The 24,828-nt window shown below is 41.9% G+C and carries 31 protein-coding genes; 25 read left to right on the forward strand and 6 right to left on the reverse strand.

Annotated elements, in window-relative coordinates; translation table 11 throughout:
• Together BOQ04_RS08295 and BOQ04_RS08300 are read left to right on the forward strand one after the other, a co-directional pair.
• Nucleotides 1-380 (forward strand): ATP-binding protein (locus BOQ04_RS08295; RefSeq protein WP_158025489.1); only part of this gene is annotated, 380 nt, incomplete at its 5' end.
• A 519-nt stretch (nucleotides 381-899) separates the two neighbouring features.
• Entirely contained in the window at nucleotides 900-1,466 is a 567-nt protein-coding gene (locus tag BOQ04_RS08300) for a tyrosine-type recombinase/integrase (RefSeq protein ID WP_062309440.1), read from the forward strand.
• Between the two features lie 22 nt (nucleotides 1,467-1,488).
• Here the strand turns inward: BOQ04_RS08300 and BOQ04_RS08305 are convergent, their stop codons facing one another.
• The 3 genes from BOQ04_RS08305 to BOQ04_RS08310 are packed head-to-tail and all read right to left on the reverse strand — an operon-like array spanning nucleotide 1,489 to nucleotide 3,215.
• Nucleotides 1,489-2,109, reverse strand: coding sequence for an SIR2 family protein (locus BOQ04_RS08305; protein ID WP_083657565.1), 621 nt, complete (start codon nucleotides 2,107-2,109; stop codon nucleotides 1,489-1,491).
• Nucleotides 2,110-2,146: 37 nt separating this feature from the next.
• A complete protein-coding gene (locus BOQ04_RS10735) occupies nucleotides 2,147-2,458 on the reverse strand; it encodes a hypothetical protein (RefSeq protein ID WP_083657566.1) in 312 nt (103 codons plus the stop codon).
• 25 nt (nucleotides 2,459-2,483) lie between these two features.
• Nucleotides 2,484-3,215 (reverse strand): hypothetical protein, encoded by a 732-nt coding sequence (locus BOQ04_RS08310; RefSeq protein ID WP_076024292.1) that lies wholly within the window; start codon nucleotides 3,213-3,215, stop codon nucleotides 2,484-2,486.
• 194 nt (nucleotides 3,216-3,409) lie between these two features.
• Between BOQ04_RS08310 and BOQ04_RS08315 the strand changes: the two genes are divergently transcribed.
• The 11 genes from BOQ04_RS08315 to BOQ04_RS08365 all read left to right on the forward strand — a co-directional run bounded on the left by BOQ04_RS08315 (nucleotide 3,410) and on the right by BOQ04_RS08365 (nucleotide 12,095).
• Nucleotides 3,410-4,252, forward strand: coding sequence for a hypothetical protein (locus BOQ04_RS08315; RefSeq protein ID WP_076024293.1), 843 nt, complete (start codon nucleotides 3,410-3,412; stop codon nucleotides 4,250-4,252).
• 170 nt (nucleotides 4,253-4,422) lie between these two features.
• On the forward strand, nucleotides 4,423-4,839 hold the full coding sequence (locus BOQ04_RS08320) for a hypothetical protein (protein ID WP_062309433.1): 417 nt from the start codon (nucleotides 4,423-4,425) through the stop codon (nucleotides 4,837-4,839).
• Between the two features lie 156 nt (nucleotides 4,840-4,995).
• Nucleotides 4,996-5,394 carry a hypothetical protein gene (locus tag BOQ04_RS08325; RefSeq protein ID WP_076024294.1) on the forward strand — a complete coding sequence of 133 codons (399 nt, stop codon included), beginning with the start codon at nucleotides 4,996-4,998 and terminating at the stop codon, nucleotides 5,392-5,394.
• Between the two features lie 154 nt (nucleotides 5,395-5,548).
• On the forward strand, nucleotides 5,549-6,007 hold the full coding sequence (locus BOQ04_RS08330; RefSeq protein WP_076024295.1) for a hypothetical protein: 459 nt from the start codon (nucleotides 5,549-5,551) through the stop codon (nucleotides 6,005-6,007).
• 157 nt (nucleotides 6,008-6,164) lie between these two features.
• Complete coding sequence (locus BOQ04_RS08335; RefSeq protein ID WP_076024296.1) at nucleotides 6,165-6,782, forward strand: hypothetical protein; 618 nt, start codon at nucleotides 6,165-6,167, stop codon at nucleotides 6,780-6,782.
• A 401-nt stretch (nucleotides 6,783-7,183) separates the two neighbouring features.
• Nucleotides 7,184-7,900 carry a Crp/Fnr family transcriptional regulator gene (locus BOQ04_RS08340; RefSeq protein ID WP_076024297.1) on the forward strand — a complete coding sequence of 239 codons (717 nt, stop codon included), beginning with the start codon at nucleotides 7,184-7,186 and terminating at the stop codon, nucleotides 7,898-7,900.
• 92 nt (nucleotides 7,901-7,992) lie between these two features.
• Nucleotides 7,993-9,660, forward strand: a complete 1,668-nt coding sequence (locus BOQ04_RS08345) for a cbb3-type cytochrome c oxidase subunit I (RefSeq protein ID WP_076024298.1) — start codon at nucleotides 7,993-7,995, stop codon at nucleotides 9,658-9,660.
• Nucleotides 9,653-10,285: a cbb3-type cytochrome c oxidase subunit II gene (locus tag BOQ04_RS08350; protein ID WP_083657567.1), complete on the forward strand. Its 633-nt coding sequence runs from the start codon at nucleotides 9,653-9,655 to the stop codon at nucleotides 10,283-10,285. Before BOQ04_RS08345 ends, BOQ04_RS08350 begins: the two co-directional genes overlap by 8 nt.
• Nucleotides 10,286-10,299: 14 nt before the next feature.
• On the forward strand, nucleotides 10,300-10,905 hold the full coding sequence (locus BOQ04_RS08355) for a c-type cytochrome (protein ID WP_076024299.1): 606 nt from the start codon (nucleotides 10,300-10,302) through the stop codon (nucleotides 10,903-10,905).
• On the forward strand, nucleotides 10,877-11,527 hold the full coding sequence (locus BOQ04_RS08360) for an SCO family protein (protein WP_076024300.1): 651 nt from the start codon (nucleotides 10,877-10,879) through the stop codon (nucleotides 11,525-11,527). The genes BOQ04_RS08355 and BOQ04_RS08360 overlap by 29 nt, the downstream gene beginning before the upstream one ends.
• Nucleotides 11,528-11,531: 4 nt before the next feature.
• On the forward strand, nucleotides 11,532-12,095 hold the full coding sequence (locus BOQ04_RS08365) for a hypothetical protein (protein ID WP_143742175.1): 564 nt from the start codon (nucleotides 11,532-11,534) through the stop codon (nucleotides 12,093-12,095).
• Between the two features lie 616 nt (nucleotides 12,096-12,711).
• Here BOQ04_RS08365 and BOQ04_RS08370 read toward each other — a convergent pair.
• Complete coding sequence (locus tag BOQ04_RS08370) at nucleotides 12,712-13,020, reverse strand: high-potential iron-sulfur protein (protein WP_076024302.1); 309 nt, start codon at nucleotides 13,018-13,020, stop codon at nucleotides 12,712-12,714.
• A gap of 197 nt (nucleotides 13,021-13,217) precedes the next feature.
• Between BOQ04_RS08370 and BOQ04_RS08375 the strand changes: the two genes are divergently transcribed.
• A complete protein-coding gene (locus BOQ04_RS08375; RefSeq protein ID WP_076024303.1) occupies nucleotides 13,218-15,239 on the forward strand; it encodes a c-type cytochrome in 2,022 nt (673 codons plus the stop codon).
• Nucleotides 15,240-15,268: 29 nt separating this feature from the next.
• Here the strand turns inward: BOQ04_RS08375 and BOQ04_RS08380 are convergent, their stop codons facing one another.
• Both BOQ04_RS08380 and BOQ04_RS08385 read right to left on the reverse strand, forming a co-directional pair.
• Entirely contained in the window at nucleotides 15,269-16,174 is a 906-nt protein-coding gene (locus BOQ04_RS08380) for a prenyltransferase (RefSeq protein ID WP_076024304.1), read from the reverse strand.
• A 3-nt stretch (nucleotides 16,175-16,177) separates the two neighbouring features.
• Nucleotides 16,178-16,990, reverse strand: a complete 813-nt coding sequence (locus BOQ04_RS08385; RefSeq protein WP_076024305.1) for a sulfite exporter TauE/SafE family protein — start codon at nucleotides 16,988-16,990, stop codon at nucleotides 16,178-16,180.
• Between the two features lie 64 nt (nucleotides 16,991-17,054).
• On the opposite strand from BOQ04_RS08385, the gene BOQ04_RS08390 reads away from it, so the two are divergent.
• The 11 genes from BOQ04_RS08390 to BOQ04_RS08435 all read left to right on the forward strand — a co-directional run bounded on the left by BOQ04_RS08390 (nucleotide 17,055) and on the right by BOQ04_RS08435 (nucleotide 24,823).
• The gene (locus BOQ04_RS08390; protein WP_143742176.1) at nucleotides 17,055-17,915 is read left to right on the forward strand and encodes an MBL fold metallo-hydrolase; all 861 of its coding nucleotides are present in this window, start codon (nucleotides 17,055-17,057) and stop codon (nucleotides 17,913-17,915) included.
• Nucleotides 17,916-17,918: 3 nt separating this feature from the next.
• Nucleotides 17,919-18,236 carry an ArsR/SmtB family transcription factor gene (locus BOQ04_RS08395; RefSeq protein WP_076024307.1) on the forward strand — a complete coding sequence of 106 codons (318 nt, stop codon included), beginning with the start codon at nucleotides 17,919-17,921 and terminating at the stop codon, nucleotides 18,234-18,236.
• 31 nt (nucleotides 18,237-18,267) lie between these two features.
• Entirely contained in the window at nucleotides 18,268-18,987 is a 720-nt protein-coding gene (locus BOQ04_RS08400) for a Crp/Fnr family transcriptional regulator (protein ID WP_076024308.1), read from the forward strand.
• Nucleotides 18,988-19,413: 426 nt separating this feature from the next.
• Complete coding sequence (locus BOQ04_RS10740) at nucleotides 19,414-19,563, forward strand: hypothetical protein (RefSeq protein ID WP_158025491.1); 150 nt, start codon at nucleotides 19,414-19,416, stop codon at nucleotides 19,561-19,563.
• Nucleotides 19,564-19,619: 56 nt separating this feature from the next.
• Nucleotides 19,620-20,000 carry a rhodanese-like domain-containing protein gene (locus BOQ04_RS08405; protein ID WP_076024309.1) on the forward strand — a complete coding sequence of 127 codons (381 nt, stop codon included), beginning with the start codon at nucleotides 19,620-19,622 and terminating at the stop codon, nucleotides 19,998-20,000.
• A gap of 262 nt (nucleotides 20,001-20,262) precedes the next feature.
• On the forward strand, nucleotides 20,263-21,435 hold the full coding sequence (locus tag BOQ04_RS08410; RefSeq protein WP_233126741.1) for a fatty acid desaturase: 1,173 nt from the start codon (nucleotides 20,263-20,265) through the stop codon (nucleotides 21,433-21,435).
• Nucleotides 21,428-21,652, forward strand: coding sequence for a cytochrome oxidase putative small subunit CydP (cydP, locus tag BOQ04_RS11065; RefSeq protein WP_076024310.1), 225 nt, complete (start codon nucleotides 21,428-21,430; stop codon nucleotides 21,650-21,652). Before BOQ04_RS08410 ends, cydP begins: the two co-directional genes overlap by 8 nt.
• A gap of 11 nt (nucleotides 21,653-21,663) precedes the next feature.
• Complete coding sequence (locus BOQ04_RS08420) at nucleotides 21,664-23,220, forward strand: cytochrome ubiquinol oxidase subunit I (RefSeq protein WP_076024324.1); 1,557 nt, start codon at nucleotides 21,664-21,666, stop codon at nucleotides 23,218-23,220.
• A gap of 14 nt (nucleotides 23,221-23,234) precedes the next feature.
• On the forward strand, nucleotides 23,235-24,374 hold the full coding sequence (gene cydB / locus BOQ04_RS08425) for a cytochrome d ubiquinol oxidase subunit II (RefSeq protein WP_198929319.1): 1,140 nt from the start codon (nucleotides 23,235-23,237) through the stop codon (nucleotides 24,372-24,374).
• A 9-nt stretch (nucleotides 24,375-24,383) separates the two neighbouring features.
• Nucleotides 24,384-24,500, forward strand: a complete 117-nt coding sequence (cydX, locus tag BOQ04_RS08430; RefSeq protein ID WP_076024312.1) for a cytochrome bd-I oxidase subunit CydX — start codon at nucleotides 24,384-24,386, stop codon at nucleotides 24,498-24,500.
• A gap of 11 nt (nucleotides 24,501-24,511) precedes the next feature.
• Nucleotides 24,512-24,823, forward strand: coding sequence for a cyd operon YbgE family protein (locus tag BOQ04_RS08435; RefSeq protein ID WP_076024313.1), 312 nt, complete (start codon nucleotides 24,512-24,514; stop codon nucleotides 24,821-24,823).
• The last annotated feature ends 5 nt before the right edge of the window (nucleotides 24,824-24,828 follow it).

The raw sequence follows: 24,828 nt of genomic DNA on the forward strand, positions 1-24,828 counted from the left end.
CTCTGAATATGCGCGTACCCCGTATCTTTGAAGAGCTTCGAGTAGCACATGCTGACGGCACCTTCACACGCAAACTCCAATCGATTGCGAAAGTTGATTTACTGATCTTAGATGACTGGGGTTTGCACCCCTTAAACCAAGAAGAGCGCTCCGACCTTCTAGAAATCATGGATGATCGTGTTGGTACCAAGTCCACCATCATTACCAGCCAGCTTCCAGTGGAGCACTGGCATGAGTATTTAAATGATCCCACCTTGGCTGACGCAATCCTTGATCGCATCGTCCATCAAAGCCATAAGATCAAACTCAAGGGTGAATCCATGCGCAAGCAAGAGGTGGAAAACACGGCGGAAACCGTCAAAAAACAGAAGGCATCGTGACCGCTAAACTACAATAACTGAGCCTTCAAATACTAGAGCCTTGACGGTCACGCTGAATCTGAAACAGGCGGTCACGATCGCTGAAATACGCAAGTAGCAAAATCCCCTCAAAAAGCCCTTTAAAACAGGGCTTTTTTGCATTCATAAGCTTGGGTAGCTGAGATTGCGTAAATGCAATACAGCGTGGATTTGAGGTGTTTTAATCGGCGTGTCAAAAACCCACAGTATTTGCATGCAAATACCCCAAATTCTTAGTCGATTTGTTGTCTAGATCTCACACAAAACGGCTAAATATTAAGCGTAGTGTGCACATAAGAAAAAAATGCTTTTCTTTTATGAATGACGCAAGTTGTTGATTCTTGGAAGATCTTGGAAGCCCATGGTTTTACATGAAAACCTAGTGCAAAGATGACAAATCACAAGAACTCAAAAGCACCTCATGGCGAATAGAGGTCGACCTTTGCCACAAAAGAAAACACACTACATACATGCTTTTTATAAACTGCAAAGGAAAAACAAATGGCACAAGCTAAAACATTGACACCCCAAGAGCTAGATAAAGTATTGGCATACGTAAGTACTAAGAAGTATCCAGAACGCGATAGGGCGTTGATTTTAACCAGCTGTTATTCAGGACTTCGTGTTGCCGAGATAGCAAGTTTAAAAATGCGGGACGTAGTGAATGAAGATGGCACGATTCGTAATGAAGTGCGTTTAAGTGCCGCGCAAACTAAAGGTGGCCAGCCAAGAACGGTGTTTTTACCTAAGAAATTACAAGATGAATTAGCGATTTATTTGGCCACTCGCTATGCCAAGTTTCCAGATGTACCGTTCTTTCATACCGCTAAAAGACTAGGATTCTCAGCGAACTCTTTATGCCAATGGTTTTTTTGGGCTTATCGCAATGCCGGAATCGCTGGAGCCTCTAGTCACAGTGGGCGTAGAACCTTCATTACTACGCTAGCAAACAAAGGAATCTCCGTAAGGGTGCTGGCTGGATTGGCGGGGCATAAATCCATTGCGGTTACTCAGAAATATATCGACGTCAATCCGGATCTCATGCGTAATGCAGTAGAGTTGATATGAATATACATGTTTAGGATGCAATCTAATCAGGGCTTTTTTTCAGGAATGCAAAGTCATCATAATGATATTTTGCAACTATGCCTGGCCTGAGCATTTCAGCAATTTGTAAATATCCATCTACATAGTCTTTGGCTTGGACCTCAACAACTCTTGCTCCCAAATCGGTTAGCATGGTTCTAACACATTGTTGCCCGACTGATTTAATTCTATTCGGAAGCTCAATTGAGTAATAATTTATCCCACCAATATCAGATGGATGCTGTGCTTGTAGGCTAGCCTTTTCAGAAATTAACCACCAAAGAACTATTTCAGAGAAATCTAAACCAAGACCGATAATGTGAATCTGGTCTTTAAGAAATACGTCTACCCAGGAGTACAGCTCACAATTTTTCTCAAAGTTAAAGTTTGGTTTTTTGCCCACTAGAGGGGATCGGACGGGCTCATCCATGTGTGCAAACTGGATGCCTTTATATAGATAGTCTTTAACTTGCCCCATGTACTTTGCATACTGGTTATAGCCTAGCAAAATAGAGCCCGGCTTTTGGACATCACCATGTATCTTCCAAAATATTTTGTTGCCATCAGTTTGTGCACGAAAGAGGGAGTGGTATTTTTCTGAAACACGTTCAAATTTCTTTACCATTGGGTGCTTATAGGCAATTAAATTATCAACGGATCGGTTATAGTTCGTTGAAAGTATATTTCTTGCTAATCCACCATAGATATCCGTTAGATGATTTCCCAAGCCACTTATTTGATAATAATTGAGCGACATCTTTTAATAAGATGTTGGGATCTTGCCCATCCCTGATTAGCTGAAGTCTTATTTTTTCAAATACCAAAGGCAATGGTTTCTGGCTTAAGTCATGAACTGGTACAGAAAATTGTGTGGATAATTTTTTTAGAATATCCTCCCAAGACAATCCACCAAAAGTTGGGGCTGCAGAACGCGTGATTCCATTACCAAGTAAAACAGTATTTTTGATCGCCATTTCTTATCCTTAACTGTAATAACACTTATTCAATTGATGGGAACTTCAGTCTTGCCGCGTTGTAAACCAATCTTTCTGCTTGCTCTTTATATCTACTGGCAGCCATTTGCCGTCTTTGCTTCTCTTGCTCTGCGCTATTAGATTCTTGAACTTTTCTACCAAGGTGGATTTCAGCTAGTTTTGCTCTTTGCGCCAGTTGATACAGTTGAATGCCGGGGTTGCGATGCAGGATTTCTGCAACATCCACTAAGATTGGGACGGTTTTGTGTTGTAGCTTAGTAGTTTCGAGTTGCACTAAAGCGGTGCTTTGAGCTCTCACATCCAAGTTTTTGCCATCATGATGCTGATCTAAGAGCTTATTGATTTGCTCAAGAATAGTTACTCGACGCAGATGTAAAGGGATATCGAGGATTAAGAAATCCTTTGCCTCAACTTTCAACTTGCTTAATGCCTCTTCTTGCTCGATTGCGCGAACCTTAGGGTATTGACGCCTCTCACTAAAAATACGTTTGCCGACTTTGATCCACCATTGTGCCCATGAGACGTTTACATCCCCGAATAGTGCATAGGTATCGGCTAAAGGGTGGTTTTTACCGCCATTTGCACAGCAATCAAGATATTCGCTGCTAGCATTGAGACAGCGCCACCATTCGTAGTACAGCGTATCTTTAGCTTTGCGCCAGTCATCTGTAGTGGAGCGTCCTTTTTTGAGCCCACCTGGAATCTCCTTGTAAAGCCCCAATCCTTCTTCTGCCATATAAGCCTTTAGTTGATTGCTGTACTAAATGTAGATATGAAAAGTATAAGCACAATTCTTATCCAAATTGATTAGCGTTTACCCCTCTAAATCCGCTTAACAGAACTGACTTAAATCACTTATTCATCCGAAAAAGACCCCTATTTTTATAGACTTATAAAGCGAACTAACACGCATAACAATGGAGAAATAAGATGAAAAAGAATGGAAAGTTATTAGTAGAGCAAGTGTTATCAGAAGGGGATTTACTGGCACAGCAGCAAGTTGATTTTTACGATAGCTACATTGTGAAAGCAAACGACGTTTTATATGGGCTATTGGCTGAGTTAATGCGATATAGCGATCAGGTTCTGGGGTCTGACTATAAGCTAGAAATACTATCCAAAATGCGCAGTACTTTATCAACCAAGCACCATATCAAGGTTCAAAAAAATACCCCAGATCTGACCATTATTGTGAAATATGTGGTGCGCACTAATCGTAAAAATGCGCACGTTTATGCCAGAGTGCTTGATATGGCTTATAGACAGGATGTAATGGCTGATGAGCTAGAAGATTTCATACGCCAAAACGGAGGAATTGACCGTATTCGCGAAAGTAATGTGAATTTAGAAGGCGTACAAAAGCGCAAAAGTGAAGATGAGGGTAGGGCAAAGCTTGTGAAAGCACTTTTAAATATAAAAGCTGAAACGCCTATGGCTGAGTTTAGGATTCCAGGCGAATGGACCAGTCAAGTACATGATTCGCATGGTGTTGGCTCATTTCTATATCCCATTTGCGCCAAAGTTGATGGAATTTACAAAGTAGTAGGGATTGTTCCTATGGATTATGAGTTTGAGGAGCAAATTCTTAAACGGGTAATAGTGGACATTGGCAGCAAAGGGAGTTATTCAGAAATTGAAAAACAGCAATTTGCAAAAGCAAAAGAGATGATTTCGCCTGCTTATCAACTCAAGATACAAGAGGAGCGCGATAGGGTTGATGAACAACGTCGAGCCAAAAAGCTGACTCTCCAGCCGCTACCAATGGCTGCATGAAACAAGTGTTACTTGCAGTAACGGTGCCACCTTCGGGTGGCATTTTCGTTAAAAGACATCGATTAACAGACTTGATTTGAATTGATTGTTCATCCGAAAAGATGGTCAAAACGCCTATCTTACGTATATGGGTTACCGCACGTGGTGGCTCTTAAAAAAAGGAGAATTAAATGAGTAATAAGTCTTATGTAATTGCAGTCAATATGATTCCTTATGGCATCAAGATGGTAGTTAAATCTACGACAGATTTTGTAGATGCGATTGTTAATGAATTTGAGAGGTTGGTAAATAGTGATCATGAAAAAGCCGATGGTTACCACTTAGTGCTTAAAGCAAAGCTGTTACGTGAAGATGCATTTTTTAATAAACATCCTAAGGCAGCGCACGTTCAGAAAGAAAGATGGGGTAAGTTTTGCGATCTTTGCGTTGATTTTGCCGCTCTTAATACGGTTTTATACAAAGAGCCGATTTATCTAGTGCATCCGGAGCAATTTGATGAGCAGCGTGCTCGCGGCTTATTGGATCTGTCGTCTGCTGGAGGGGTAGATTTGATTCCAGAGGTTCCTGTTATGCGATTAGCGGCTTAGTAATAGATGCCACCTTCGGGTGGCATTTTCTATCGGTTTCGGCAATTAACAGAGTTGATTTGAATTGGTTATTCATCCGAAAAGTAGGTCGAAACGAATATCTTACATATATGGGCTGTCGCTCTTGAGAGCCTTTATTAAATAGGAGAAGTTGAAATGAGTAATGAAAAAATGTTGACTATTAGTCTGGTAAATCTTGATATAGATTGCGCCATCGAGGTTCCAGTAGATATGTTCTTTGAGCTGCTTGAAAACACACCAGATTTAATTGGGCGGTTTGGTTTTGAAAGCTCTATGAGTCAGTGGCTTGAAATGCTGTCTACGGTTAAGGCTGAATATAAGGATGTTAGAAATTTTGACTGGTCCAAAGCTAATGCCGATGAAGAAGTTTTCTTAAGACGCTGTCAAATCGTTGTAGCTCTTGGGGCGCATTTGGAAGATATTCCCTTGATGTTATCCGGAGAAGGTTTGGTAGATTTTATTGAGGATATGGGCGGCATAAACGTCACCGAACAGGTTTTGAATGGCTCTCTACCCATAGATAACTTTGCATAAGTTTTAGTGCCACCTTCGGGTGGCATTTTTGTTTATATCTATTGATTAACAAACTCGATTTGAATTGATTGTTTACCCGAAAAGAGGGTCAAAACGCCTATCTTAGGTATATGGGTTATCGCTCTTGATGACCTTAAGTAAAAAGGAGAAATACATGTGTAATTGCAAACATACGGCAGCAGACTTTAAGTTGGCAAGTGAAGCACCATTTAACTCCACCCTTATAGAGGTGAATTCTGAGTGGATTGAAATTGGATTGCAAGATGTTGAATATATGGAAGAGAATTTCCCAGATACCTTCTCAATTCCAGAGAAAGAGATTCGTGAGTCAATCCCCGTGGGAATGATGGCTAAGGTGATTGTTGATTGGGGAATTGAGGATGTTCCAACTGAGCGATTTTGGTTTGAGGTCACTTCATCGCAAGTGGATGATGTGGGCAACTTGGCGTACTTTGGAGTTTTGCGTAATGACACCATTGTTGCCCCTTGGGGTGCAATGATGGGCCCTATCTACGCCTGGAATATCTGTGATGTTGATGTGGAAGATTTTTTAAATCGACATGCGGTTGGATGTTCATGTGATCGGTGTCAGCAGATCGAATTAGCTGCATAGTGCTCGATAAGTGGTTGCTATAGCAACTACTTATCTTGATTGCATGGCTATTAACAAACTTGATTTAAATCGCTTATTCATTCGAAATTTAAGCTACCAAAACTAATATAGAACCTATGAATTATCGCAGTGATAGTTCGCAACTAAGGAGAATTAAATGAGTACTATTTTTCATTACACAAAAGGTTATAACTTGTTTGATATTTTGATGTCACAAGAAATTAAAACAGAGGCAGTTACTGGGGTAAGGTTGCACCCTTCGGTAACTAATTTTGCTTGGTTTACAGCAGAAGAGCGTTTTCCGAGAACTGCATTGCCTCACGTTCCAAAAATGCCAGAAACAAATCTTCAATTACATTTGGGCACAGAAAAACCTCATGTTGACATGCTAAAGCTAGCAGGCTATGTCGGTGGCATCTGGCGTTTTAAATTTAATAGATCTGAATTTAAATCTATTAAAACTTGGATTGGTAGCTACCATCGTCAGAAGTTACTTAAGTCACCTATTGGTAAAATCAATGAGATGGTTGCTAAAAAAGCAGGAGATAAGCAAGAGTTATGGTTTATTTCATCTAAAGCTGTTTCCATCGCTGGCATGACTTTACAACAACTAACACCGCAAGGTTGGGTGGATAGAGCTGATTTTAAGAATCAGGGTGGGATTGTTGTTGTGGCTGATGCTGGAAAAGCTGATATTTCTAAGATCGTGACTGATAGTTATCTTCAGCGAATCAAGATGGGAATGCCAGTCCTTGAATTCCCTATTGCAGCTTAATTGTCATCACACCGACACTGATCACCCGCAGACCCTCTGTTTATAAGGCTCTATCATGGGCTTCTGCTCTCATAACCAGAGAACCTAAACTCAACTTAAAACTCACAAAAAGCTAGCATTTGAGGCTAAAGGTTAGGTTTGGTCATTTGAGCGTTACTTTAAGTAACGCTGGGCATGCTAGAAAGTGTGCAGGCAAATATTGCACAGTTTTAGTTGAATTTTGATGTGAAGATTGGCCGGCCATCCCAGGCCCTGGTCGATTTAGCCCCGGGCCACCAAAAAAACATCAAAACCACCTTCGGGTGGTTTTTTCGTTTGTGCGGTTATCTCTTTCAAAACGATATAACTATAGAATAAAATATGAATTAACCTTCTTTAGGCTCTTAATTAACCCAATATTTATGAAGACTATAGAAATTAAAAGCGCTTGGAACGGTAATAGCAATTGCGAGGCGTGCTCTATTAGGAGTTCTGCGTTATTTGCCGAGCTGAATGAGGAAGATTTTTCTAAGATTCATAGCCCTATAGATGATTTGAGCTTTGAAGCTTATGCAAATATATATACTCAAGGCGATTCATCACAGTCTCTGTATACCTTGCGTGAGGGGTACATTAAATTACTTCATATCAATCCCAACGGCTCAAGTCGAATTGTGAGAGTGGTATTGCCCGGAAACTTATTCGGAATGGAGGCTCTGTTGGGTGAGCATTACGAGCATTCAGCTGTTGCTCTCACAAATGTACGGTTATGCAGAATTCCTAAAGTCATCATTTCTTCATTAGGCGAGGAATCTCCTAGACTTCATCGGCAAATAGTTAAGAAATGGGGTGAGGCATTATCCCAATCAGAGTCATGGTTCTCGGAGATTAATACTGGAAGAATTGAAGTGCGACTTGCTCACTTTCTTTTAAAGTTAGCTAAAGAGTTAGGATCCTCTGCTATTGCTCCGCTGTTCAGGCGCGAAGATATGGGATTAATGATGGATGTCAAGTTTGAGACGATTAGTCGTGCATTAGCTTCAATGGCTGAACAAGGTTTACTCACTAATATCACCCGTCTTTCAGTACAAATTCCCAGCATTGAAGCATTGCGTAGGTTCTCTGAGAGGGGAATTTGAGCTCTAATTAGATCCATGATCTAGATCAAAGATCATTTTATTTCAGGCCTTAAAATAGCTTGATGCCAAATTTCCTTTTTAATAGGCCTTAAATGGACTTTACTGCTTCTCTTTTACTTGCCACTTTTATCCTCTCTTTATTTGCCCTTTTTCTTTATATTTGGTCAATGTCCAAAGGAATGTTTGGGGATAGTGTCAATGCTGCAGTAACCATATTCAGCAAAAATGAAGTGGGTTTTGTTGACGATCCTGCGGCTACGCTTGCTCAATTAAAAGAATTGCAGGCAACAGTTACTGGTACAACACCGCTAAGCGATGATTTAATTCAGGAGGACTTAAGGGCTAGGGCAGAGGCTGATAAATCTAGCTCATTAGTGGTAGGTATTTGCCTTACTTTGGCTGTGATTTGGCTGTTAATCGCTTCAGTCGCAGGTTTAGTTTCCTCTGTTAAGTTGCATTCCCCTGACTGGCTGGCTCAATATAGTTGGCTCACTTTTGGACGCATTCGGCCTATACACCTTAATTTAGTTGCTTATGGTTGGTGCTCCCTGGCTGGAATTGGGGTCTCGCTTTGGCTCGTTCCGAGATTGCTTAAGACACATTTAGTTGGCTCAAAGTATGCAATTGCAGGAGGAGCTCTTTGGACCGTAGGAGTTTTTTTAGGGGCACTTTCTATCGCCCTAGGCTACTCTGATGGTCTCGAGTGGCTTGAATTTCCATGGCAAATTGACATCTTATTGGTGGTGGGTGGCGGACTGGTTGGGTTGCCGCTTTGGATGACACTTTTAAGGCGTAAGGTTGATCATCTTTATGTATCTGTTTGGTATGTTGCTGCAGGACTTTTATGGTTTCCAGTACTGTTTCTAATTGCCAATGTCCCGTACTTGCATTTTGGTGTTGAGCAAGCAACGATGAATTGGTGGTTCGGCCATAATGTACTAGGGCTTTGGTTTACGCCCATTGGTTTGGCATCGGCCTACTACTTGATACCCAAGATCCTTGGTAAGCCAATTTACTCTTATAACCTCTCACTTTTAGGTTTCTGGAGCCTTGCATTTTTTTACAGCCAGGTTGGGGGACACCATCTAATAGGCGGCCCTGTTCCCACTTGGCTAATCACTATGTCAATTGTCCAAAGCGTGATGATGATTATTCCTGTGTTTGCAGTAACAGTAAATTTACATATGACTGTTTTAGGGAATTTCAAGGCACTTGTTTATTCGCCTACACTAAGATTTATTGTGCTAGGAACAATTCTTTATACGGCCGCTTCTGTGCAGGGATCATTGGAGGCCTTGCGTTCTGTTAATACTGTTACGCACTTTACTCACTTTACAGTAGCACATGCTCATCTTGGGCTCTACGGATTCTTTTCAATGGTGATGTTTGGAGCAATTTATTACATCATGCCCAGGGTCATGAATTGGGAGTGGCCTTATCCCAAGCTGATTTCCCTGCATTTCTGGCTTGTATTGATTGGTTTTTTAATCTACTTTATTTGGCTCTCAATCGGCGGGTGGTTACAAGGATTGGCGATGCTCAACCCAGACATGCCATTCATGCAAAGTGTTGCGGTGACTCTTCCTTATCTTGAGGCTCGATCTATCGGGGGCGCACTAATGACACTTGGCCACTTTGTATTCGCATTTCACTTTTTTGCTATGGGATGGAAGTTTGGTCCAAAGCGCCTTGGCGCCAGCCTGATAGGTGGTTCAATGACTAATAAAATTTGGTCTTACTTTGAGGGTAAAAATGTTTAAAAGCAAAAATCCTTGGGAAATGGACGAAGTTCGAATCGTTGTTGGCGCCATGGTGATACTTGCATTCGCAACAGCTCTACTTGTAGTTATTCCATATTTTTTATTGGATGACATTAAAGCGCCTGAAGGTCTAAAACCCTACACTAGAGAGCAGCTAGATGGACGTCAAGTTTACATAGCCAATGGATGTGTTTATTGCCATTCACAGCAACCTAGGGACTCTGCTCAAGGGCCAGATTCAAAACGTGGTTGGGGAAGGGCCTCTGTTGCTGGGGACTACAAATACGATACACCTCATTTATTAGGCACAATGAGGACTGGTCCTGATCTGTTTAACATTGGCGCAAGACAGCCAAGTAAGGATTGGCATCTTGGGCATCTTTATCAACCTAGAGCTTATACCCCTGGTTCAATCATGCCCGCGTACCCATTTTTATTTGAAGTTAGAAACGGGTCTGCAAAAGATGGGGAAGAGGTTGTGAATCTTCCGCCTGGCTACGTCAAAGAGGGGCAAGTTGTTATAGCCAAACCTGAGGCGATAGCTTTGGTTCAGTATTTGCAGTCTTTAAATCATACTTACCCAGCCTTAAATTCAGATGTTAAAGAAACACGGGACAGCAATTAATTAATAGATACAAGATGATAGATAAAGAATCTCAATCGAAATATAGCGATCAAATTCAGCGAGAAAAGATCGATCCAGGCGAAGGTATGCGACCCTTACCATGGATTGTGACCTTGCTTTTGGGGGCCATGTTGATGTGGGGTGCTTTTTATATCGTTGTTAGCCCCACCGGTGGCGAATCAAGTTTTGGCGATCAAAGGACACTTGCATCATTGGATCCAAAATCCTCTTCAAGTGGAGCAAGTCAAATTGATGGAAAGCAGATCTACATCGGGAAATGTGCAGCCTGTCACCAGGCTACTGGACTAGGCTTACCGGGTGTTTTCCCGCCCTTGGCAGATTCAGAATGGGTTAAGGGTGATCAAGATGTTCTCTCCAAGATACTTTTGCATGGAATTCAAGGGCAGATCGAAGTTAAAGGCGCAGCGTACAACGGAGTAATGCCCGCTTGGCATACCCTTTCTGACGGAGAAATCGCTGCTGTAATAACATATATCAGGTCTGACTGGGGCAATAAGGAGTCAGCTGTTGCTGAAGATGTGGTCAAAAAACAAAGAGACTTAACTAAAGCAAGGCAAGAGCCGTATAAAAATGCCGAAGAAATCAGATCTGGAACTTAACTATCTTCCGCTAACTTTTATCTGTGCAACAGCAGTATTACTAATTGGATTTTTCATATTAGGTTTTGCTACCGACTTTGGAAGATCCTTTACAACTGAGAGTTATAGGCGCCACCAGATAGCTCGGCAGCCTGCCGAGATACCCAACTTAATGCTTCTAAATATGCAGGGTGGGCAAGAGCGTCTGAGCGATTCTATTCGTAAAGATGGGCGATTTGTGCTGTTGGACTTTTTTTATACTTCTTGTAAAACAATTTGTATTGCACAAGCAAGTATCTTTGATAGCATTCAAGAAAAAATCAAACTAAAACATCTAGAAAATAAAGTTAGATTGATTTCTATCAGTTTTGACCCTGAGCATGACGATGTTGAGGCGATAAAAAAATATTCACAAAAGATAGCTGCTGACAAGTCAGTTTGGAATATCTACACACTACAAAATCTAAATGACCTAGATTTATTACTTGATAACTTTGGGATATACGTAATTAAAATCCCGCCATTTAATGATTTAGATCACAACGCATCACTCCACCTTATTGATCCTCAGGGAAGATTAATTCAAATTAGCAATCTTGAAGATATGGATGAATTATTTTCTATAGTTAGCAAGAGGCATTGAAGTGATGCGTATTCAGAAAAACTCTCTCTCTGGGTTGTGCTTTCTGTCCGCCATTACTTTGTCAATAAATCCTTTTCGGGTACTCATCATAAATGACATGATGTGGCATATGAATATTCAAATGCCGCTTCTAATTCTTTCGGGGGTTTTCATTACATTCCCAGAGAAATTTAATTTTGATAAGTTAAGCAGATTAAACTTATACGGGCTTACTAGCTTTATTCTGTCACAACTCATATTGGCATATTGGATGCTACCTATATCAATAGATAGGGCTATCATCAATTGGAAGTACGATATTGCAAAAATTATTTCACTGGTTTTGTGCGGAATTCTTATCAGACTTTCGTTGAGTAAATCAACCTTGGTAATGGAAATATTTTTTATAGGCTACTTTCTGTCAATGATGATTTGGGCGGGTAATTTTTACTTTCAAAGTAATGAAAGGCTTTGTAATGTTTATTCACAAGATTCACAGCAGTTTGCAGGTGCAGGGCTAATGCTGATTGGAGCAATGCTAACTTTAATTTGGATATCGTCTAAATTAAAAAGTCAAAAATGGAGTTGATAAACATCTATTTATGCGACGCTCAGTGTTTCCTGGCTGTCAAAAAAGGGCTTCATAAAGCTACACCATCTCAATCCAGGCGGTTCGTCTAGCATTGTTCAAATTGTGACTCCCGTTGATTTATTTGGAATGGGGGCTTTATTAGGCGATTGTTATTCTCATTCTGTAGCTGCCCCTAGAAACATTCCACTTCGTAAAATTTCTAAAACATTATTTCCACCCTTGGTGAAGAGCCTCTAAGCTTTCATCGCTAAATAGTAAAAAATCGAGCCAAGCTTTATTTTAGGCGGAGTCATAGTTTTCTGAGATTAATGCTGGCATGATCGACGTAGGATCGTATTATTTTTCTAAAGCTATTAAAGCCTCCCAGCTGCCCTGCAATAGCTCCTTTGTTCAAATGCGAAGACATGGATTGATGCTGCACTTTAAAGTTTAGGCGATTAGAGGGGCCTTAGCATCCATGTCAGAGTAATTGCTGGTATTGAATGTCAGTGGGCTTACTGCCCAAATATCAAACAATGATACGTTACGTGCTTTTTCGGAGCGCGGTCTTTAATTTCTTCAAAAGAAAGGCTGCCGAAGCAGCCTTCTAATGGCATTAATGCGAATGCAGCAATTAACCCTTTTTAGCGTAAGCAGAGCACCAGCCTTTAGCCGCTACTTGTTTGCCAGCAAACAATGGACAACCACCGGATGCTGAACCAGCAGCACCTTGGTAGAGGGCGCAGTTAGAACACGCTTGTGGAGCAGCATATTTAGCGTACTTAGCTTTATCGACTTTGGAAGCATCGGCTTTGTAGCCTAATGCCACCGCTTGTGGGTCAGTATCCGCAACCATGGCTTGAGCTTGAACTTTACTGTTCATAGCCAAAGTACAAGCACCAGCAGCAGACAAAATCATAAATTGGCGACGACTATTTTTCATATTGGCTCCCTTCGGTTGGTAATAAGCAGAATTGTGCATGAGATTGATGCATAAGAGTTTTAATTTCACGGCAATTTCCCCGGTTTTGAAAATTTATTGATCTATGTCATGCTGCTTATTCGAGTTACTCCCATACTTAGTTAATTGCATTACGGTCACTTATCTCTTTTCATGTAATGGTTTTATATCGGAGTTAAATGAATCCGCTTTTTAAATTAATCGTATTGGTATTCATGCTTACCTTAGGCTCAACCGCTCTAGCAGCAGGGCTCCCGGCGCCTTCTGGTGAGCTCATTAAGCGCGGTCAGTACCTCTCCCATCTAGGCGACTGCGTGGCTTGCCATACGGATAAGGGCGGCAAACCGATGGCTGGAGGATTGGAGCTTAAAACCCCTTTTGGTGCACTGTACTCAACCAACATTACTCCTGATAAGGCAACGGGTATAGGGGGTTATTCCTTTGAGCAGTTTGATAGAGCAATGAGAAAGGGTATAGCTGCAGATGGACATAATCTCTATCCAGCAATGCCTTACCCCTCTTACTCAAAAATGTCACCAGAAGATATGCAGGCGCTATATCAATATTTAATTTTTGGGGTAGCGCCGGTGGAGATGGAAAATCTTCAAAGTCAAATGAAGTGGCCATACAACATTCGTTGGGGTTTGAGCTTCTGGAATATTCTCTTTGGCGGGGGCAAACCATTTAGTGCTGATGCTACTCAGACGAACGAGTGGAACCGTGGCGCTTATATTGTTCAGGGTTTAGGCCATTGCGGCTCTTGCCATACCCCTCGAGGCATTTTGTTCGAAGAAAAGGCCATGAGTCAAGAAGGCAGTAGCGGAAGGTATTTTCTTGCGGGCTCGACAGTGGATAGCTGGCATGCTGTTAATCTGCGCAATTTATGGTCAGCATCTGAAATTGTTGCGTTCTTAAAAACAGGTCGAAATCAGCATGCAACAGCCTACGGGGCAATGACGGAGGTCATTGGGCTCAGTACGCAGCACTTTACTGATCAAGACTTAACGGCAATGGCTGTCTATCTCAAATCTCTCAGTAACGAGGGTGAAAAGCCAAGTCAACCTATTGTTCCGATTGAGAAAACCCAGCTCTACAAGACGGTTGATGGGCTTGCTTATGTGCAGTTTTGCTCAACCTGTCATCGTGATGATGGCAAAGGCGTTTCTAAACTCTTTCCCCCTCTTGCAGGTAATAAGTCAATTTTGTCTGAAGATCCAACCTCCGTTATTCATGTGGTTTTAAGCGGCTGGAGATCTGCCGAGACAAAGACGCACACGAGAGCAGTGGGAATGCCTGAATATGGCTCCCTAAGCGATCAAGAGTTGGCAGGGATTATTACTTTTATCCGCTCGTCTTGGGGTAATGCCTCTTCAGCGGTGACTGCTGATCAGGTCGCGACTGCTCGCGGACAGATTCATTTAGAGGCGCAGTCATCAACAAAGTTTGTTACCCCCCGTTTTTCCAAGATGTTAGATAAAAGCAATTCTGGCCAATTGGTTTATGGAATGCGCTTAATGTCGGAGACTGGGGTTCTCCTTCCGGGGAATGTGGGCAATAGCTTGAATTGCAGCAGTTGCCACACGAATGCAGGAACCGTCGCACAAGCTTCCCCATTTGTTGGTGTAGCGGCACAATTTCCTGCATATGCGCCTCGCGCAGGAAAAATGATTGACCTAGAGGACAGAATTAATGGTTGTTTTAAGCGATCAATGAATGGAAAAGCCTTGGCTAAGGATTCTGTCGAAATGAAAGCAATGGTTGCTTACATGAAGTGGGTTAACGGCTCCTATAAGAAGGATGAGTTGATTCCAGGTCGAGGCGTTGGAAAAATAGATAAAACGTTAATTCCCGAAACCGCAAATGGAAAAGTCATTTATCAAGCGCAGTGCACCGTATGCCATGGCGCGAATGGTGAGGGTGTTAAACAGTCTGATGGTCGCTATGTATTTCCGATGGTGTGGGGTGATGAGTCCTTCAATCTTGGTGCGGGAATGGCGCGTACCTATACTGCCGCAGCATTTATTAAACAAAATATGCCGATGGGTCACAGCACCAAGTTTCCCTTGGGACAAGGTGGTAGTCTAAGCGATCAAGAGGCTGTTGATGTGGCGGAATATTTCACCCATATGGGGCGCCCTGATTTTTCAGACAAGACAAAGGATTGGCCTGAAGGGGGTAAGCCCAAGGATGCAAGATACTAAGACGCTATTCTTTTAGAGGGATAAGCGGTTTACTGACCAAAAAATAATCCGGCGCACATCAATAGCGCATAAAGATGTGCGCCCAATATATTGCATGGAACAATGACTGTCAGCTCCGCCGTATCGATGGGGGTTTTTCTCAGCCTCATTGCGCAGTAAATAAACAGGGGTAATACCAGAATAGTGACCAAGGTCAGGCAGGGTGTTTGCCCATAGAGCACTGCTGCAAGTTGACATGCGTAAGCACTGATCAGAAATATTGCATACCATTTCCAAAGATGGTTCGGTTCAGACCTTACGGCTAAAGTAATTTTATTGGCGCCTTGGTCTGCAGTGATATCGGGAACTTGGTTTAAAAATAGAATATTGGCAACAATGAATCCGTAGGCCGCTCCAAGAGGGATAGATTGGTAGACAATGAAGTCGGTTTGCAAAAGGGCAAACCCAATAACCACCATTGACCAGGCGGCTCCAATGGCGAGCTCACCAAAGATTCCTCGTGACATCAATTGGAAGGGTGGTGCCGAATAGGCCCAGGCAATGAGCATTCCAGCGATACCGATTGGAATGAGCTTCCAGGTACTCAGATAGCTCAGGCAGATACCGAGAAGCACAACGACTGCCAATAAGGCGTAGCCCAAGCCGTAAACTTGGGAGGGCTTCATGATGTTATTTTGAATATAGCGACTGCCACCCGTAAAGGGGGCGATTCTTTCGACGTTAGCTAGGTCACTGCCATTGAGGTAGTCAAAATAATCATTGAGGACATTGGCAGACGCATGTGCCAAAAGCACGCCGATGACAGCAAGTGCATTGATTGGCCATGGTTGTTTATTGGTGTTGTAGGCGGTCAGAAAGCCAATGAAACATCCCAGCAAGGTAATGACAAGAAATCGGGGTCTAGTGGCTAAGAAGCTAATGCGTAAGCTACTCACTTCTTAATGAATGACTTTAGAGATGAGGCTGAGGGCAACGATAAAAGCAAGGATCGAAAAGGCTTGCTGCAGGCGTGCCCCATGGACTTTTTTGGTGTAGTGATTGCCAACGAATAACCCAAGGATGGCGCCTGCTATAAATGGTGATGCTACGGTCCAGTTCATTGAGCTAGATGCAGTTGCCATGATGGCGCTACCGGCTGACACTATTGTTAAGACCCCAAGGGAAGTTGCCACAATGGATTTCATGGGCAAGTCGGTAAATTTCTTTAACGCGGGAACAATGATAAAGCCACCCCCAACACCCAGTAACCCCGAAAGAAATCCCGCTACTGCGCCCGATAGCATTAAAGATCTTGCGCAGGGTACGGTCCAGATGAGCTTCCCAATCGATTGATGCAATTGACAATGTGGAGGTCTACGGGTGTGCTTCACCTTGCCTTTTAATTCCAACGACGCATTCATAAATGTGCGCAAAGCCACTATGCATAAGATCAGAATAAATAGCATGATTAATGGCTTATTGGGAACGTGATGTGAAAGCCATAGACCTAAAGGCGATAGGGCTAAGCCGAATGACCCCATCAAAACTGCTGCTTTATAGCGCAGAATTTTTTGTTTTAGCCCAAACACCGCACCAATACCGGCGGATATGGCAACTGCCGTTAAAGCAATGGGGGCGGCATCCTTCACCTCTAGCCCTAGAAAAAATATCAGCAATGGTGCTGAGATGATTCCGCCGCCGGCACCCGTTAGCCCCATGACCAGCCCAACAATCATTCCGAGAGAGGGGGCGATAATTGCGTGGAGATCCATTGCATCATTATATATAAAAATGTAATATAATTATCAAAATAATTAAATTAAATGGACATCTCAAGTGAAGACAATTGTTAGGGGATTTTTCGATAAAGATACATGGACCGTGACTTATGTTGTCTATGAATCCGTTGGGTCACCAGCTATTGTTATTGACTCAGTATTGAATTTTGATCAAAAGTCAGGCCGAACAAGCACGCAATCCGCTGACCAGCTCATTGAATTTATTGGCGAGAATCAATTAAAAATTGAGTGGATATTAGAAACACACGCACATGCCGATCACCTTACTGCTGCTCCATATTTGCAATCCAAAGTCGGGGGCAAGATTGCTATCGGCAATCATATACAGGAAGTGCAACAGGTTTTTAAGAATATATTCAATCTAGAGAGTGCATTTAAAGTGGATGGATCGCAGTTTGACTATCTGATCAATGATGCAGAAGAAATCCCTTTTGGAAATCTAAAATTTAAGGCAATTTCTGTACCGGGCCATACCCCAGCCTGTCTGGCTTATGAAGTAGTGGATGCAGTATTTGTTGGCGATACTATTTTTATGCCTGATGTCGGTACGGCGCGTTGCGATTTTCCGGGTGGAAATGCATCCACCTTATTTCATTCGATTAAAAAGTTATTAAGTAAGCCCGATGAGACTAGGCTATTCCTATGCCATGACTATCCCCCTACAGATAGACCGATCGCGTTTCAAACTACGGTAGCTGCACAAAGAGCTCAAAACATCCATATTCATGATGGCGTTAATGAAGCGCAGTTTGTAGAGATGAGAACCTCAAGAGATCGCGGCCTAGAAATGCCAACATTGCTTCTGCCTTCGATCCAGGTAAATATCAGAGCTGGGCACCTACCGCCAAATGAAGATAATGGGGTTTCCTATTTAAAAATCCCACTAAATGCATTGTAAAAAATGAAAGAGATAGTGATTAACCCCCGCAAAATGGAGAAATCCTTAGAAAAGGCTTACAACCTAACCAAAGCCATTGCCAACAAGAATCGGATGACCTTGCTATGTCAGTTAAGTTCAGGCGAGAAGAATGTAGGCGAGTTAGAGAGTTTGACAGGAATACGGCAGCCTACCTTATCGCAGCAGATTGGCGTATTAAGAGAGGAAAAAGTAATTTCCTCTAGGCGTGAGGGAAAGAATATCTATTACTCCATTAGCAATCCCGTCGCTTTGCAAATCATCGAGTTGTTATACGAACATTACTGCAAACAGAGGGCCTAAACGTGACAAGTGAACTTTGCGTAAATAAACCATGAAAACTATCGAGATCAAGGGTGCATGGCAAGGAAACAGCGACTGCGAGTCTTGTGCCATTCGTAGCTCCGTATTATTTGCAGAATTAAATGAAGAAGATTTTTCTAAAATACATGCCCCTATAGATGATTTTAGCTTTGAGGCAAACGCTGAGCTGTATGCCCAGGGGGATAGTGCGGAGTATGTTTATACCTTGCGCGAAGGGTATATCAAACTGCTTCATTTCAATCCCGATGGAACGGCGCGCATTGTGCGTCTTGTAAGGCCCGGGGATTTATTTGGAATGGAATCCTTGCTTGATGATCTGTATAAGCATTCAGCAATCGCATTGACGAATATTCATGTGTGCAAAATACCCAAGAAGATTATTTCCAGTCTAGGGGATGAGTCTCCCAGAATGCATCGTCAAATAGTAAAAAAATGGGGCGAAGCCCTTTCTCAAGCAGAGGCTTGGTTCTCTGAAATTAATACCGGAAGAATTGAAATTCGGTTAGCAAGATTTTTCCTGCAATTGTCCAGGCAGTCTGGTGAAAATAGCGTTGCTCCACTTTTTAAGCGTGAAGACATGGGGTTGATGATGGACGTTAAATTTGAAACCATTAGCCGTGCCTTGGCATCCATGGCAGAACAAGGGCTCATTGCCAATGTCAGTAAGTTGTCCGTACAAATCCCAGATTTAGCACGCCTGAAGGCCTTTGCTAAGCGCGGAATGGATTAAAGGGGTTGTTGCGTATTACGGTGAAAAGTACCACCTATTGAAACTTTAAAGGGCGATGTCACTCATATTCGCCGTCTTCTTCTTATCCTATTGCAGACACTAAAAGACGCTATTTTCAGGGATTTGACCGGCAGAGTCCGGCCAGAAGCAGTCATTTGAAGCATTGAAAAATATTTGATTTAAAACAAAGTGGGGTGCTTCAATTGCGATTAGAGTGATTTGTTATGAATACACTATTAAATATCCTTCCAGGATTTCAAGTTAGCCCGCCGGGAGTTGAACGTAAAATTCTTCGCAATGTACCCTCTTTGCTTGCGCTGGGTAGCCTTCTGATTTTTTCCCCATCCCTGCTAGTAAGAATGCCTTTTTTTTTATGACTATTATCAAATTTCAGCGCCATCTATCAAGTTAATAGACATCTTGGGATTGGGTACTTTGATTGTTTATTGGCTGGCAATTTTTACAGTCACAATTGGTGCATTTCTAGTGAAGCTGATGAAGGGGCCTGCTTATGTGGCAGATCCATACCCAATGGAAGATGTTGAGTTGGTTGGTTCCAAGGTTGCTCAGGATTAATCAACTTACAATATATAATAATATATAATGAAAGACATCATCAATAAAGGATATCAATGAAGACGGCGCATGATCTAGTTGCTGCAGCTAAGGCTGCGATCAATGAAGTCAGCTTGGTGGATGCCCCGGTAGCCATTCAGAATTCTGATGTATTACTGGATGTTAGGGAAGCAGACGAATATGTAAATGGCCATATTCCTGGGGCTATTCACATTTCAAGAGGGTTGCTGGAATTTAGGTTAAGCAACGATCCTGAGTTGAGTGCGCGCAGTTTAAAAATAGTTCTATATTGTAAAAATAGTGGGAGAGCTGCATTAGCTTCTAAAGCTTTACATGAGATGGGTTATTTGCATGTCCAGTCAATCGCGGGTGGATTCGATGCGTGGGCTGAGGCAGGTAATCCTGTGGCCAAACCAGAGCCTATTAAATTTGAATAGTTCAAGCAGCGTTTTTCCCCTTGGGTTTAGTTTAGCCACTGTAAATCTAGAAAAATATTTTTCTTTGGTACAGAGCAAAAAATTTCATAGAGACCTTACACGGGTGACGTGTAATTAAATTCTCAAGTAACCCTTACATAGATAGGGATTTATGCGTATGACATAGATCATCCTTGGTTAGCAAAATAGAGAGCAAACTACGATTACCAAAAAATCAATGGCGAATGACTGGCTTTGGCTGCTGGTCTACAGGAGAGAATATTTGACCAATTTATGCATACAACCAGTGATACTAAAAGATGTTGTCGATGTTGCGCCTTTGGGTTTGGACTCAGAGTTGCCGCATAGAAAAATTATTAGAAGCTGGCTTGAGCCTATGACGCAGAGTCAGACGACTAGAGCAGTTGCGCTCTTGATATTTGATGCAATGTTGTGGGTCGGCTTGATTGCTTCAACAGTTATTGTTGGGAATGTATTCTTCAAAATCATACTTGGAATGATTGCGGGATTCGTTACAGGCCGAATCTTCATCCTTGGCCATGATGCATGCCATCATAGCTTTACCCCTCACCGTGGATTAAATAAGATTTTAGGAAGAATTGCGTTTCTGCCATCACTCACTCCATTTAGCCTTTGGGATGTTGGCCATAACGTGGTTCATCATGGTCAAACTAACTTAAAAGGTTTTGATTTTGTATGGGAACCCCTCTCCAAGGAGGAATACGAAGCTTTATCACCAGCTAGAAAACTGCTTGAAAAAATTTATAGAAGTGGTTTTGGGCCGGGCATCTACTATTTCATTGAAATTTGGTGGAAAAGAGAATTTTTCCCGAACTCTAAAAATATGCCGGCAAAGCGTCCTATATTTTTAAAAGACAATTTACTGGTTAGCGGATTCGCAATTATTTGGATTGGCCTGTTGGTTATTGCAGCAGTTGCTACGCAGCAGTCAATTATTGTTTCGATTGTTGCGGGATTTTTGGTTCCATTTTTATTTTGGAATTTCATGATTGGATTTGTTGTGTATGTTCACCATACTCATACAAAAGTAGCTTGGTACGACAAAAAGTCGGAGTGGCTCCGAGCCCAGCCCTTTGTATCCACCACTGTACATCTAACATTTCCGCTTGGTTGGGGGCATTTAATGCATCAAATAATGGAGCATACTGCGCACCATGTAGATGCCAGTATTCCCTTGTATACGTTAAAGTCTGCCCAAAATAAATTAGAAGAGATTTTGCCGGGCAGAATTATTTCTCAAAGATTTACATTCAAGTGGTATATCGAAACAGCCAAGCGTTGCAAGCTCTACGACTTTGAGAATAAGGCATGGCTTGATTTTAATGGTTATGAGACTGCAAAGTCTGCGGTGGTACAGCTTAAGAGTATTCAGGAATCGAAACCAATCTTAGGCACAATTCAGGCAAATGCTTAAATCTCTTGGAGGGAGAAAAAATAAACCCTCCTTTTTTTTAAAGTGCATTAGCTATGCCAACCGTAAAAATTTACGGTCTGAAGTTATGCTTATTCTTTTGATAAAAATTATCATATTGCTAGCGATATGGTGGATCTTCTTTAGGAATCAGTCTGTTCCCATCGATTCCCAGGTCATACAAAATCAAATTCTATTGAAAACAATTAACCCCATTTAATGGAGGGTTCCGTGATTAGTGAGCAACTTGTTGATTTATCGCGCTTACAGTTCGCTGTAACTGCGCTTTATCACTTTCTTTTCGTTCCTTTGACTATTGGCATGGTATGGCTATTAGTCATTATGGAGGCGGCCTATGTGATGACTGGAAAAGTTATTTATAAAGACATGACTCGTTTTTGGGGGAAGTTATTTGGAATAAATTTCGCCCTTGGAGTAACAACCGGTATTACGATGGAGTTCCAATTCGGAACAAATTGGGCGTACTACTCCCACTATGTTGGCGATGTCTTTGGTGCGCCTCTAGCCATCGAGGGTTTAATGGCATTTTTCCTTGAGTCAACCTTTATCGGCCTTTTCTTTTTTGGATGGGATAGGCTATCTAAGCAACAGCATCTCATGGTGACAATTTTGATGTCTGTTGGCACCAATCTATCAGCATTATGGATATTGATAGCAAATGGCTGGATGCAAAATCCAGTAGGGGCTGAATTTAGTTTTATTACCATGCGGATGGAAATGACAGATTTCTGGGACGTTATATTTAATCCCGATGCTCAAGCAAAATTTGTTCATACAGTCTCAGCGGGATATGTGACTGGCTCAATCTTTGTAATGGCTATTTCTTCATGGTATCTACTTAAAAAGCAAAATATTGCCTTTGCTACTCGTAGTTTTCGTATTGCCGCTACATTCGGCCTAGCCTCCATTTGTTCTGTCATTGTTCTTGGTGATGAATCAGGCTATACAGTAGGCGAAGCTCAAAAAACGAAAATGGCTGCAATTGAGGCAATGTGGGATACACAACCAGCCCCAGCAGGGTTTAATTTAATAGCTATTCCAAACCAAGCTGAAATGAAGAATGATTTTGAAATTGAAATACCTTGGGTAATGGGAATTATTGGCACTAGGTCACTCAATAAAGTGATACCAGGGATCAAGGAGATTAGAGAGCAAAACCGAATAAGAATCTTGTCTGGAATGAAAGCCTTGGCCGCATTGGATACTTTGCGAAATGCTCCAAAAGACTTAAGCCCTCAAGTGGAGTTTGATCTACATAAAAAAGATCTCGGGTTTGGATTGTTGCTTAAAAAATATGTGACAAGCTTAGATCAGGTAACGCCTGAAATTATTCAAAAAGCAGTAAATGACACTATTCCCCGTGTTGCCCCAATATTTTGGTCTTTCAGGATTATGGTGGCATTAGGATTTTTAATGCTATTCCTCTTTTCTGCAGCAGCTTGGTACGCAAGCAGGGGGCCAGTCATTGATAAGACCTGGGTGTTAAAGCTTGCATTTTGGTGTTTGCCGGCACCTTGGATATCTGCAGAATTAGGCTGGTTCATTGCTGAGTATGGGCGTCAACCATGGACTATATATGGAGTCCTGCCGACCCACTTATCAGTTTCCACGCTAAGTGTCGGTAATCTTTATGGCTCTTTGGCGGGGTTTGTGGGTTTTTATACGGTACTGCTTGTTGTTGAAATGTACCTAATGATTAAATTTGCAAAGCAAGGGCCTGGTAGCTTAGGGACTGGCCGCTATGAAAATGAAGTGAAGCACTCTTAAAAAACGGATAAATAATGTTTGATTACGCAACTTTAAAAGTTATTTGGTGGCTTCTTATAGGTGTCTTGTTGGTTGGATTCGCCATTATGGATGGCCATGATATGGGCGTTGGATTACTTCTTCCATTTGTTGGGAGGACTGATTTAGAGCGCCGAGTCATTATCAACACAGTTGGCCCGCATTGGGACGGCAATCAAGTTTGGTTTATTACAGGAGGCGGAGCCATTTTTGCAGCATGGCCATTAGTGTACGCAACGGCGTTTTCTGGTTTTTACTGGGCAATGTTGGCTGTACTTTGGGCTCTCTTTTTTCGACCCGTTGGATTTGATTATCGAAGCAAAATCAATAATCCTACATGGCGCAGCACTTGGGACTGGGGGTTGTTTATTGGTGGATTTGTCCCCCCAATTATTTTTGGTGTTGCTTTTGGCAATTTGATGCTCGGAGTTCCTTTTAGTTTTGATGTTTATCTCAACTCGACTTACAGTGGATCTTTTTGGGCGTTACTCAGCCCATTTGCTCTTTTATCAGGTGTTGTTTCTTTGGCAATGATTGCTTTTCATGGTGCAAATTACCTCGCACACCGCACCGATGGGGTCATTGCAAAACGGGCAATTAAGGCCTCTTATATCTTTGGCATCTTGCTCTTGATTACATTTAGCTTGGCTGGTATTTGGGTATGGAAGGCAATTCCTGGTTACGTGATTGATTCTGTTATATCAACTGGAGGGCTTCCCAATCCGTTGGGTAAATTAGTCTCCCGAGTTCCGGGTGGATGGTTATCAAATTATCAACGTTATCCATTAACGATGATTCTTCCAGTCCTGACCTATTTGGCTACGATTGTTGGGCTGATATGCATTGTAAAAGGTAAGACATTGCTAGCATTCATTGGTTCTTCCTTTGCAATTATTGGTGTTATTGGCACTGCTGGCATCTCTCTTTTCCCATTTGTAATGCCATCTTCAACAGACTTAAGCTCAAGTTTAACGGTATGGGACAGCACATCTAGCAGGCTCACTTTATCAATCATGTTTTGGGCAACTATTATTTTTATGCCTTTAATTATTTTGTATACAAGCTGGGCATATAAGGTCATGTCTGGAAAAGTTACCGCTGCATATATTAAAGAAAATGAACACGCCGCCTATTAGGAGAATGAAATGTGGTATTTCACATGGGTATTAGGAATTGGATTTGCCGTTTTTTTGGCGCTTTTAAATGCTCTATGGAGCGAGAATAAAGAGACGATGGAAAATATAAAAAATATTAAAGAATAAAGCGAGATTTTATGTCGATAGTTTCGGTGAATAAAGCGTGCATGAGTGGAGAAAAAAATTCAGATTGGCTTTTGTTGATAATCGCTTTATCAATTATGTTGTTGATCGTGGCATACCCACCAGTTTTTATTAACGCGCTTGGTCGTGTTCAGTACGCGCCCTTATTACTATTGCTTTGGGCTATGTCTGCAGGTTTTGTCAGGGGGATTGGATTTATTCCCCGTCAATTATTAGTACGTCTTGTACTTTCTAGAATGGCCTGTTATTTCACATTAGCCACCTTTATTGAAATCTTTTTCATCCATCGACTTGCCAATTATTAAACAAG

The sequence above is a fragment of the Polynucleobacter sphagniphilus genome (genome assembly GCF_001953355.1).
In the GTDB taxonomy this organism is placed as follows: Bacteria; Pseudomonadota; Gammaproteobacteria; order Burkholderiales; family Burkholderiaceae; genus Polynucleobacter; species Polynucleobacter sphagniphilus.

Bases quoted from the DNA above. Each gene is read 5' to 3' on its own strand.
- BOQ04_RS08300 (WP_062309440.1), top strand. From the start codon at position 900: ATGGCACAAGCTAAAACATTGACACCCCAAGAGCTAGATAAAGTATTG.
- BOQ04_RS08305 (WP_083657565.1), bottom strand. From the start codon at position 2,109: ATGGTAAAGAAATTTGAACGTGTTTCAGAAAAATACCACTCCCTCTTT.
- BOQ04_RS10735 (WP_083657566.1), bottom strand. From the start codon at position 2,458: ATGGCGATCAAAAATACTGTTTTACTTGGTAATGGAATCACGCGTTCT.
- BOQ04_RS08310 (WP_076024292.1), bottom strand. From the start codon at position 3,215: ATGGCAGAAGAAGGATTGGGGCTTTACAAGGAGATTCCAGGTGGGCTC.
- BOQ04_RS08315 (WP_076024293.1), top strand. From the start codon at position 3,410: ATGAAAAAGAATGGAAAGTTATTAGTAGAGCAAGTGTTATCAGAAGGG.
- BOQ04_RS08320 (WP_062309433.1), top strand. From the start codon at position 4,423: ATGAGTAATAAGTCTTATGTAATTGCAGTCAATATGATTCCTTATGGC.
- BOQ04_RS08325 (WP_076024294.1), top strand. From the start codon at position 4,996: ATGAGTAATGAAAAAATGTTGACTATTAGTCTGGTAAATCTTGATATA.
- BOQ04_RS08330 (WP_076024295.1), top strand. From the start codon at position 5,549: ATGTGTAATTGCAAACATACGGCAGCAGACTTTAAGTTGGCAAGTGAA.
- BOQ04_RS08335 (WP_076024296.1), top strand. From the start codon at position 6,165: ATGAGTACTATTTTTCATTACACAAAAGGTTATAACTTGTTTGATATT.
- BOQ04_RS08340 (WP_076024297.1), top strand. From the start codon at position 7,184: ATGAAGACTATAGAAATTAAAAGCGCTTGGAACGGTAATAGCAATTGC.
- BOQ04_RS08345 (WP_076024298.1), top strand. From the start codon at position 7,993: ATGGACTTTACTGCTTCTCTTTTACTTGCCACTTTTATCCTCTCTTTA.
- BOQ04_RS08350 (WP_083657567.1), top strand. From the start codon at position 9,653: ATGTTTAAAAGCAAAAATCCTTGGGAAATGGACGAAGTTCGAATCGTT.
- BOQ04_RS08355 (WP_076024299.1), top strand. From the start codon at position 10,300: ATGATAGATAAAGAATCTCAATCGAAATATAGCGATCAAATTCAGCGA.
- BOQ04_RS08360 (WP_076024300.1), top strand. From the start codon at position 10,877: ATGCCGAAGAAATCAGATCTGGAACTTAACTATCTTCCGCTAACTTTT.
- BOQ04_RS08365 (WP_143742175.1), top strand. From the start codon at position 11,532: ATGCGTATTCAGAAAAACTCTCTCTCTGGGTTGTGCTTTCTGTCCGCC.
- BOQ04_RS08370 (WP_076024302.1), bottom strand. From the start codon at position 13,020: ATGAAAAATAGTCGTCGCCAATTTATGATTTTGTCTGCTGCTGGTGCT.
- BOQ04_RS08375 (WP_076024303.1), top strand. From the start codon at position 13,218: ATGAATCCGCTTTTTAAATTAATCGTATTGGTATTCATGCTTACCTTA.
- BOQ04_RS08385 (WP_076024305.1), bottom strand. From the start codon at position 16,990: ATGGATCTCCACGCAATTATCGCCCCCTCTCTCGGAATGATTGTTGGG.
- BOQ04_RS08395 (WP_076024307.1), top strand. From the start codon at position 17,919: ATGAAAGAGATAGTGATTAACCCCCGCAAAATGGAGAAATCCTTAGAA.
- BOQ04_RS08400 (WP_076024308.1), top strand. From the start codon at position 18,268: ATGAAAACTATCGAGATCAAGGGTGCATGGCAAGGAAACAGCGACTGC.
- BOQ04_RS08405 (WP_076024309.1), top strand. From the start codon at position 19,620: ATGAAGACGGCGCATGATCTAGTTGCTGCAGCTAAGGCTGCGATCAAT.
- cydP (WP_076024310.1), top strand. From the start codon at position 21,428: ATGCTTAAATCTCTTGGAGGGAGAAAAAATAAACCCTCCTTTTTTTTA.
- cydB (WP_198929319.1), top strand. From the start codon at position 23,235: ATGTTTGATTACGCAACTTTAAAAGTTATTTGGTGGCTTCTTATAGGT.
- cydX (WP_076024312.1), top strand. From the start codon at position 24,384: ATGTGGTATTTCACATGGGTATTAGGAATTGGATTTGCCGTTTTTTTG.
- BOQ04_RS08435 (WP_076024313.1), top strand. From the start codon at position 24,512: ATGTCGATAGTTTCGGTGAATAAAGCGTGCATGAGTGGAGAAAAAAAT.